Annotated in this window: 6 protein-coding genes, 1 tRNA gene and 1 rRNA gene; all 8 read right to left on the bottom strand. The window is 45.5% G+C overall.

Annotated features, from left to right (window positions below):
* Positions 1-16 precede the first annotated feature (16 nt).
* Positions 17-358, bottom strand: coding sequence for a hypothetical protein (locus GRP75_RS16200; protein ID WP_013308177.1), 342 nt, complete (start codon positions 356-358; stop codon positions 17-19).
* Positions 359-502: 144 nt separating this feature from the next.
* Positions 503-591: transfer RNA gene (locus GRP75_RS16195), tRNA-Ser, on the bottom strand.
* An 88-nt stretch (positions 592-679) separates the two neighbouring features.
* A complete protein-coding gene (serS, locus tag GRP75_RS16190) occupies positions 680-1963 on the bottom strand; it encodes a serine--tRNA ligase (RefSeq protein ID WP_025720034.1) in 1284 nt (427 codons plus the stop codon).
* Between the two features lie 36 nt (positions 1964-1999).
* Complete coding sequence (gene pdxT, locus GRP75_RS16185; RefSeq protein ID WP_053324339.1) at positions 2000-2566, bottom strand: pyridoxal 5'-phosphate synthase glutaminase subunit PdxT; 567 nt, start codon at positions 2564-2566, stop codon at positions 2000-2002.
* A gap of 16 nt (positions 2567-2582) precedes the next feature.
* Positions 2583-3464 (bottom strand): pyridoxal 5'-phosphate synthase lyase subunit PdxS, encoded by an 882-nt coding sequence (gene pdxS, locus GRP75_RS16180; RefSeq protein WP_025720037.1) that lies wholly within the window; start codon positions 3462-3464, stop codon positions 2583-2585.
* Positions 3465-3595: 131 nt separating this feature from the next.
* Positions 3596-4984 (bottom strand): D-alanyl-D-alanine carboxypeptidase family protein, encoded by a 1389-nt coding sequence (locus GRP75_RS16175; RefSeq protein ID WP_160789808.1) that lies wholly within the window; start codon positions 4982-4984, stop codon positions 3596-3598.
* A gap of 328 nt (positions 4985-5312) precedes the next feature.
* On the bottom strand, positions 5313-6770 hold the full coding sequence (guaB, locus tag GRP75_RS16170; protein ID WP_013308172.1) for an IMP dehydrogenase: 1458 nt from the start codon (positions 6768-6770) through the stop codon (positions 5313-5315).
* A gap of 345 nt (positions 6771-7115) precedes the next feature.
* A 5S ribosomal RNA gene (gene rrf, locus GRP75_RS16165) occupies positions 7116-7229 on the bottom strand; the annotation flags it as partial.

Below are 7229 nucleotides of genomic sequence, written 5' to 3'. Positions count from 1 at the left end.
CTCATTCCTTCATGACCTAAGAATGCGTCAACGACTGTAATGTTTGGGCACATTGGTGAATATGCCGAGTATAATCGGACACTAACTGCTGAATGATATCTGTTCGTTCATCCACAGACTGTCCGTCCCGCTCTACATCGACTAAGCTAACCTGTACTTCCCGGGAGTCTACATAAGTACATGCAAAATCAAAGGAGTACATTTGTCGGCCTTCAACCTCGATGTGGATTCGTATAGCCCGGTTATTGGCTTCATCTGCCTGTACCTGTGATTTGTCACCTGAATTCAAAAGAATCGGCAGTTGTTCCTGCCAGGCCTCTACCAGCTTTTGCTGGTCTACTGTCATTTCTCGATTCATGCCAGCACCTCCACATCTGATAACGTGTGAAAAAAACGAGCTTTTTATACAACAAAAAAGCCATTCTCCACGATTCCTGGTCATTAGCTTATAAAGGCCAATGTATCAGCTATCGTATTTGAATGACTTGGTTTATTTAGAATATGGCGGAGAGGATGGGATTCGAACCCATGTGAGCTTGCACTCTAACGGTTTTCAAGACCGCCCCGTTATGACCGCTTCGGTACCTCTCCAGGTGGTAAATGGATAAAGCTGCTTCCCTTTTAACATACTCAGGCGCAACAAAATTATTTTACCACAGGATTTCTAAGAATGCAACACTTACTGCTTAGGAGCAATAACCTCAATGCCTCGCATATATGAACGCAGCACTTCTGGGATCACGATGCTTCCGTCCTCTTGCTGATAGTTCTCCAAAATAGCAGCCACAGTCCGCCCCACAGCCAATCCTGAACCGTTCAGCGTATGTACAAATTCAGGCTTCGCCTTCGAATCTGGACGGAAACGAATGTTTGCACGACGCGCTTGGAAGTCTTCTGTGTTTGAACAAGAAGAAATCTCGCGGTACATGCCACTCTCAGGCAACCATACTTCCAGATCGTACGTTTTGGCAGACGTAAAACCCATATCTCCAGTGCAAAGTGCCAGCACGCGATATGGAAGTCCGAGCAGCTGTAAAACACGCTCAGCGTTATTCGTCATTTTCTCCAATTCCTCATAGGAGGTATCCGGGTGAACCAGCTTAAGCATCTCTACCTTATTGAACTGATGCTGACGGATCAGGCCACGTGTATCACGTCCTGCTGATCCTGCCTCTGAGCGAAAGCAAGAGCTGTATGCCACATAATATTTCGGAAGCTGCTCCGCATTCATGATCTCTTCACGGTGGTAGTTGGTTACCGGAACTTCAGCCGTAGGAATGAGATAATACTCAGTATCACGCAGCTTAAACAAATCTTCTTCAAACTTCGGAAGTTGACCCGTTCCGTACAAGCTGTCCCGATTTACGATGTATGGAGGAAGCATTTCTTCATAACCATGCTCACTGCTGTGCAGATCCATCATAAAGTTAATCAGCGCACGCTCTAATCTTGCTCCCAGTCCTTTGTAGAACGTAAAACGAGAACCCGTTACCTTGGCTGCTGCCTCAAAATCAAGAATATCTAGATCCTGAGCCAATTCCCAATGCGCTTTAGGTGTAAAAGAAAACTCGCGTGGCTCCGACCAGCGACGGATTTCTACATTATCCTCTTCCGATGCACCTACAGGTACTGTTTCATTAGGAATATTCGGAATAGACATCACCAGTTCGTCGATCTGTACTTCCAGTTCGCGTACTTGCTCATCTAATTCTTTAATACGATCGGAGACTTGACGCATTTCTGCAATCAGATCATCCGCATTTTCCTTATTCTTCTTCAACTTGGCTACTTCACCGGATACCACGTTCCGACGATTTTTGAGTCCTTCGCTTTCTTGTAGTAACTCACGACGGCTTACATCCAGATCTGTAAAACCATTAATCAGATCCAGAGATTTCCCCCTGTTCTGCAAAGCTTTCTCAACCCGACCAAGCTCATTACGTAAAATCTTTATATCTAACACAGGTAATCCCTCCTACACTACAAACCTGACTTTCCCCTATTCGCGGACCATATCCACAAAATACTGATGTAACCGGTAATCGTCTGTTAACTCCGGATGGAAGGATGAAGCCAGCAAATGACCCTGACGGGCTGCCACGATCTCGCCGTTATACTCAGACAGCACATCTACTCCCGTTCCAACAGACTGTATTAATGGCGCGCGTATAAATACAGCACGAACCGGTTCCTCAATCCCTTTAATGTTCAAGTCTGTTTCAAAGCTTTCTCTTTGGCGACCAAATGCATTACGCGATACTGTAATATCCATGAGTCCCAAATGTGCTTCTTCCTGTCCTTGAATCGTTTTAGCCAGTACAATCAATCCCGCGCAAGTACCGAATACAGGCTTGCCTTGATTGGAAAACTGACGTACAGCCTCTATAAAATTATACTTGCGCATTAGCTTACCGATAGTGGTACTTTCACCACCGGGAATGATAAGACCGGACAGCTCATCGAGCTGTTCGATCTTCTTCACCGCTATACCTTCCGCACCCGCACGTTCAACGCTTCGTATATGTTCAGCTACAGCGCCTTGCAGCGACAATACACCTATTTTCATGCCGGTCCCTTCTTTCTTACCAACCACGATCCTGCATGCGCTCATGCGGTGCCAGTTTGGAAATTTCAATGCCTTTCATAGGAGTTCCCAAATTCTTGGAGACTTCTGCGATTAGCTTGTAATCCGTATAATGAGTGGTCGCTTCCACGATTGCACGTGCAAACTTCTCAGGGCTATCCGATTTGAAAATACCAGAACCTACAAAGACGCCATCAGCGCCTAAATGCATCATTAACGCGGCATCGGCAGGTGTCGCTACACCACCCGCTGCAAAGTTGACCACAGGCAGCTTGCCAAGCTCATGCACTTCCAACAGCAGTTCATAAGCAACTCCGAGGTTTTTCGCTTCTGCATACAGCTCGTCCTTCGACAAGTTTTGCACCTTGCGAATTTGACCATTGATAAAACGCATATGCCGAACGGCCTCAACAATATTCCCAGTTCCCGGTTCGCCCTTCGTACGGATCATAGATGCACCCTCACCAATACGACGCAGCGCTTCTCCCAGATCCTTGGCTCCACAAACAAATGGAACGGTGAACTCCCGCTTATCAATATGGAAAACTTCATCCGCAGGTGTCAGCACTTCGCTCTCATCGAGATAGTCAACACCGAGAGATTCCAGTACCTTTGCCTCTACAAAGTGACCGATGCGAGCCTTAGCCATAACAGGAATAGAAACAACCTTCATAACTTCTTCCACAATCGTTGGATCAGCCATACGAGCAACCCCACCAGCTGCACGGATATCCGAAGGCACCCGTTCAAGAGCCATTACAGCTGTAGCTCCTGCTGCCTCTGCAATTTTAGCCTGCTCAGCGTTCATGACATCCATGATTACGCCGCCTTTTTGCATCTCTGCCATACCTCTTTTTACACGCGAAGTTCCCGTTTCCATGTCGTTGCCTCCTGTAAGGGTTACGTTTAGATTCTAACTTAATATTTTACCGCACGAATGCCAAATACACAATCATTTCAAGCTGCAAAATAAGTAATGAAAAACAAGGTAGGTCGCCTAGCTTTGCTTTTTTAGAAGAGGTTCTTAATTCCTTGGAACAGATCTCCGAAGAAATCACCGATTGCCCGGAAAAGCATTCGGAACCAGCCGCCCTCTTCTACTGCCGTCGTAGTAACCAGATCAACGGTTTTTGTCTGCCCTTTATCCACACCGTCTGTCTTGTACGTGTACGTAATTGTTCCGACTTTGGCCCCTTGCTTCAAAGGTGCCACCAGAGAGCTTGCTGGTGTAATGTTCGTTGTAAAGGTTACCTTAGGATTGCTCGCGCCCTTAGGTACAATAAAGCTTACTGCATCCTTGGTGACGATCGGTACTTCTGTTTCCGTACCTTTGGTCACAGGCACATTCTCAACACCCTTAACCACCGTCTTTGGAGCAACAACCTGCTTCACTTCAAAGTTATCAAAACCATAGTTCAGTACTTTAGCTGTCTCTGTAAAACGGTGTGCATCTGAATCAGCTCCCATAACTACACTGATGAGACGCACTCCGTTGCGTTCAGCGGTTCCTGTAAAACAGTTGCCAGCATTAGCCGTATGGCCTGTTTTCATCCCGTCTAAACCTGGGTAAGCAAACTTTCTAAAGTTAGTAATATTTTTGTTTGCTTCTAGCATCCAGTTATAGTTAATAATCGGCGCCTTGTCGGTAGGACGGAATTTGTAAGATTGAATTGTGGTGAATCGCGTGTAATCCGGATGATCTTTAATGATGTAACCAGCCAGAGTAGCTGCATCTCTCGCTGTCATCACAGTTTCCCGGTCTGTATCCGGCTGGAAGCCCTTCGGCATATCACCACGGTCCAAACCAGTCGAGTTGATAAAGTACGTATTTTTCATGCCCATTTTCTGAGCTGTTTCATTCATTAGTTTTACAAAGTCCTGCTCGGTTCCGGATACGCGTTCAGCAAGGGCTACTGTGGCGTCATTAGCAGAACCTACCGCCATTGCAATATAAAGCTCTTCTACCGTATGTTGATCCCCTTGAGCCAAAAAAATACGTGATCCAATGCTCTTAGAAGCATTCTCGTTAACCGTAACCTTATCCGTCCACTTAAGTTTACCTTGCTTAACCTGTTCAGCCACGATGTATTCTGTCATCATTTTAGTCATACTTGCTGGTGGAAGTGGCTCATCTGGATTCATAGACAGCAATACTTGCCCGGTGGAAGGCTCAATCAAAATGGCAGAACGTAGTGCCAGACTAGGGGGGTTAATAGAACCTGTCCCCGTAATATTGGTTGCCTGTGTTGCCGCTCCAGCTGCAAAAGTAGCCACGCTAGAATCGAAATTGCCTACAACAGGCAATGCCGACATATACATCATATTAAGCACCATGACTGCAGTCACACTCTTTTTAATCATGCTGCGTTTTGTATTTTGCTTTAAATTGTTCGCTTTCAAATGAATACAAACTCCTCTCGTACCTCAACCCGATCCGCTATGTATAACGAGACGGTGGTTACAGCCTCTACTTGGCCAATGTAGTTAATGTTTTAACGTTATAAAATCCAGTTTTATTTCGTTTTCTTAGTTGTATCCTGTCATGAGCATTTCCTGCTCGAATCTTCTTCACTGGTAGGAATCGTCCAAAAGACCTACGTGCCCTAATTCATCACTTATTTCGTCATAAAGGCGGACACTTGTCTATTCTATCACAGGGGTATCTCTAAAAAAAGACAGGCAGAGCGAAATACGCTCTGCCTGTCGTCAAGTCTACTACAGCCGAACTTTATAGAGAGTAGTTTGGTGCTTCTTTCGTAATTTGCACATCATGCGGATGACTCTCACGCAGACCAGCACCTGTAATACGGATAAAGCTTGTATCGTTACGAAGCTCCTCAATATTAGCTGTACCGCAATAACCCATACCAGAACGAAGACCGCCCAACAGCTGATGAACAGTGTCGGAAAGTGGCCCTTTATAAGCAACACGTCCTTCGATGCCTTCCGGTACCAATTTCTTGTCGTCATCTTGGAAATAACGATCTTTACTACCTTGCTTCATCGCAGCCATAGAACCCATGCCACGATATACTTTGAAGCGGCGTCCTTGATAAATTTCAGATTCGCCTGGGCTTTCTTCCGTACCTGCAAAAAGACTTCCCAGCATTACCGCAGAAGCCCCTGCCGCAATGGCCTTTGTAATTTCACCGGAGTATTTAATACCGCCGTCTGCAATAATCGGAATATTATATTCACGTGCTACTGTTGCACAATCATAAATTGCTGTTACTTGTGGAACACCAATCCCTGCGATTACGCGTGTTGTACAGATGGAGCCTGGACCAATACCGACTTTTACGACCGATGCTCCAGCTTCAATCAATTCGCGCGTTCCGTCACCAGTAGCTACATTACCTGCTACAATCGTCAGATCAGGATAAGCTTCACGCAGCTTGCGGACTGCTTCAATAATGTTAATATGATGCCCGTGAGCAGAGTCCACAACAATCATATCCACACCAGCTTTTACAAGTGCTTCAGTCCGATCAAATGTATCTTTGGAAATGCCGACAGCCGCACCGACCAGAAGACGGCCTTGTGCATCTTTCGCTGCGTTCGGAAATTGAATAGCTTTCTCAATATCTTTAATGGTGATAAGGCCTTTGAGATAATTTTCATCATCGACCAAAGGGAGCTTTTCAATTTTATGCTTTTGCAAAATGACTTCCGCTTCCTGTAAAGTCGTACCTACAGGTGCAGTTACCAGTTCTTCCTTCGTCATGACTTCACTGATTTTAAGGTTAAAATCGTGAATAAAGCGAAGATCGCGGTTAGTAATAATACCCACCAGTTTGTTTTCTTCGTTTACAACAGGTACACCAGAAATACGGTATTTACCCATAACTGCTTCAGCATCGGATACCAAATGATCCGGAGTCAATGAGAATGGATTGGTGATAACACCGCTCTCCGAACGTTTAACCCGATCCACCTCCACCGCTTGCTGTTCAATCGACATATTTTTATGAATAATACCGATACCGCCCTCACGAGCCATCGCGATTGCCAACACTGCCTCAGTAACAGTATCCATACCAGCACTCATCAAAGGAATATTCAGCTTTACGTTATCACTCAAACGAGTCGCTACGCTTACTTCTTTGGGCAGAACCACCGACTTGCGAGGTACCAGCAAAACATCGTCAAAGGTAAGGCCTTCCTTACCGAATTTATCTTCCCACACCAAGATGATCCTCCTTCAAATTGTTTAGTCTGTATTGGTCTTGTTGTCTGTCCGACATGGACAAATCAAGGCTCTCTGAAAATATATTATTGCAATCTTAGCAAAGCGGTATAGGGGTGTCAAGCCTTCATCAATAGCCCTAACCTTTAGTATTTCCCTGTACAAACAACTGTACTCCTACGAAGGACAACCTTTAAAAATAAGCGTTTCCAAAGGTAATAACTATTTACAAGAGCATATCTCCTCTTTGAGTCGCAGCATGGAAGCAATTATATAAGTGGTTTGTACCGTAATATACCAAAGAGAACCATGATCTCAATGAGATCATGGTTCTCTTTACTTGTTGCTTGGCGACGTCCTACTCTCCCAGGACCCTGCGGTCCAAGTACCATCGGCGCTGGAGGGCTTAACGGTCGTGTTCGGGATGGGTACGTGTGGAACCCCTCCGCTATCGCCACC

Source organism: Paenibacillus sp. OT2-17, from assembly GCF_009827695.1.
GTDB classification, from domain to species: Bacteria; Bacillota; Bacilli; order Paenibacillales; family Paenibacillaceae; genus Paenibacillus; species Paenibacillus polymyxa_B.
This window is presented reverse-complemented; position numbering and strand designations above follow the sequence as displayed.

Coding starts and splice junctions, on each gene's coding strand:
- GRP75_RS16200 (WP_013308177.1), bottom strand. CDS start 358: ATGAATCGAGAAATGACAGTAGACCAGCAAAAGCTGGTAGAGGCCTGG.
- pdxT (WP_053324339.1), bottom strand. CDS start 2,566: ATGAAAATAGGTGTATTGTCGCTGCAAGGCGCTGTAGCTGAACATATA.
- pdxS (WP_025720037.1), bottom strand. CDS start 3,464: ATGGAAACGGGAACTTCGCGTGTAAAAAGAGGTATGGCAGAGATGCAA.